General features: G+C 41.1%; 1 protein-coding gene. It reads left to right on the top strand.

The window, feature by feature from the left end:
* Nucleotides 1–74: 74 nt before the first annotated feature.
* The coding region (locus V7659_RS31130; protein WP_335543854.1) for a glycoside hydrolase family 3 C-terminal domain-containing protein at nucleotides 75–2,412 on the top strand (2,338 nt) is incomplete at its 3' end.

The raw sequence follows: 2,412 nt of genomic DNA, 5'->3' as shown, positions 1-2,412 counted from the left end.
AACTTATCGAATGATATTTTACATGTTAACTTCTTGAATGAAAGGGTTTTCATATATAAAAGGAGTGGTTAGGTATGAAGAGTTATTACAAAGTTCTAAGTTCATCCATGTTTAGTTTAATGCTATTGTCATCAGGTATTTCAGGCGTACAAGCAGCGGAACAGACACAATCGCAGGTTAATGGGACTGCTGTTACTACGGACAATAGTGGTTTACAAGAGCAAACACCGATGTTAGTGGACCAATCTTCCATTCCGGATGTTATTCAGGCGATGACGCTAGACGAAAAGGTCGATTTGATTGGAGGAGCTGGAGCGGCAGTAACAGGTGCAGCTGGCGGAACGTTTGCTATCCCAAGGCTTGGTATTCCAAAGCTTACTTTTGCTGATGGTCCAGCCGGACTCAGGTTTGGATCCACAGCTAATAAGTCGACAACCGGTTTCCCCATTCCCTCGGCGTTATCTGCAAGTTTTAATAAGGATTTAATGTACCAGGTTTCTAGTGCGATGGGAAAAGAAACTCTTGATTATGGCGTGGATGTCATTTTAGGACCCGCACTAAATATTCATCGAGATCCTAGAGGCGGAAGAAACTTCGAATACTATTCAGAAGATCCACTCTTAAGCGGTGAAATGGCAGCCGAGTTTACAAAAGGAGTTCAGGACCAAGGTGTTGGTGTAAGTATGAAGCACTATGCAGCAAATAATCAGGAGACCAATAGACAATCAGTCAATGAGGTTATTTCTGAACGCGCCTTAAGAGAAATTTATTTAGCTGGATTCGAGCGGGTAGTAAAAGAGGCGAACCCATGGACAGTGATGAGTTCCTATAATTCTATTAATGGACCATTCTCTGCTCATAACTCTTGGCTGTTAAATGATGTTTTAAGAAGTGATTGGGGCTTTAATGGAATGGTCATGACAGACTGGGGCGGATCTAAACAGAATGGAGTAGCGATGTTAAACGGCGGAAATGACTTGTCCATGCCTAGTTTAAATGCCGTTGGTAAGGCTGCAGTAAAAGCGGCCATCTTAGACGGTTCACTTCACGAGGAGAAACTTGATACGGCCATCGAGAATATTCTTAATTTAGTCGTTAAGTCACCTACATTCAAAAAATTAAGTACCGTTGATGATGCGAAACAAAGTGTAAGCGCTGACCTTGCAGCAGCTAATGCAAAACTTTCACGAGAGGCAGCACCGGAAGGCATGGTTTTATTAAAGAATGGGAATAAAGCACTCCCTTTCGATAAAAAAGTGAAAAAAGTCGGTTTAGTCGGCAACTCCTATACCATGCCAAGCTGTGGATTTGGTACTCCTGCTTCTGCATGTACTACAGAAAATGCTGCTTCAAAAATGTTCTTGATGGGAACCGGAAGCGCCTATGTAACACCAACACATTCCGTACAACTTCCAGAAGGATTGAAAAATGGTGGATATATACCTGTTAACACAAATGCCAGCGGCGCTGAAATTAATGAAAATCTTACCGCTGAAGATGCTGCATATATGGCACAGAATTCAGATATTGGTGTGATTGTGATTGCTAGAGGGTCTGGAGAAGGGGCAGATGGAAATGAAACAACCTTTGAACCTTCAGAAAAAGAATCAGAACTAATCAAAAAAGTTTCTGATGCCTATCACGCTGTTAATAAAAAGGTTGTCGTGGTCTTGAATGTTGGAGCTCCATTTAACACCGTTAGCTGGAGAGATAAAGTTGACTCCATCTTATTATCTTGGCAGCCAGGAATGGAAGCCGGGAATGCCCTTACAGATGTTCTCTCTGGCAAAGCGAATCCATCAGGTAAACTTCCAGCAACCTTCCCAGTTAAATTAGAGGATTCGCCAAGTTATGCGAACTTCCCAAGCTCGGACGGTAATCCAAACTTAGTAAATTATAAGGAAGATATTTACGTTGGTTACCGCTACTATTCTACCTTTAATGTGAAACCAGCGTACGAGTTTGGTTATGGTCTCTCTTATACAACGTTTGATTATAGCGACTTTAAATTAAATAAAGATTCGTTATCCAATAAAATTAAAGTCCAGTTTAAAGTCACAAACTCCGGTTCACTGGCTGGAAAAGAAGCACCTCAACTTTATGTAAGTGCACCTGACGGAAAGTTAGAAAAACCAGCGATAGAGTTGAAAGCGTTCGGAAAAACCCGTGAACTGAAGCCAGGTCAAAAAGAGACGTTCAACTTCTTTATTGATCCAAAGGATATTGCTTCATTTGATGAATCAACTTCCTCTTGGATTGTTGAAAAAGGAACCTATCAATTCAAGATTGGAGCATCATCTTCCGACATCAGAGGGACGCTGAATTTTAAAGTGGACAAAGATATTATTGCTGAAGTTGTTAATGCCAATGGACCTGATGTGCAATTAGAAACACTATCAAAATACAATCAGT

The organism is Neobacillus drentensis (genome assembly GCF_036966985.1).
Lineage (GTDB): Bacteria > Bacillota > Bacilli > Bacillales > Cytobacillaceae > Neobacillus > Neobacillus drentensis_E.
This window is presented reverse-complemented; position numbering and strand designations above follow the sequence as displayed.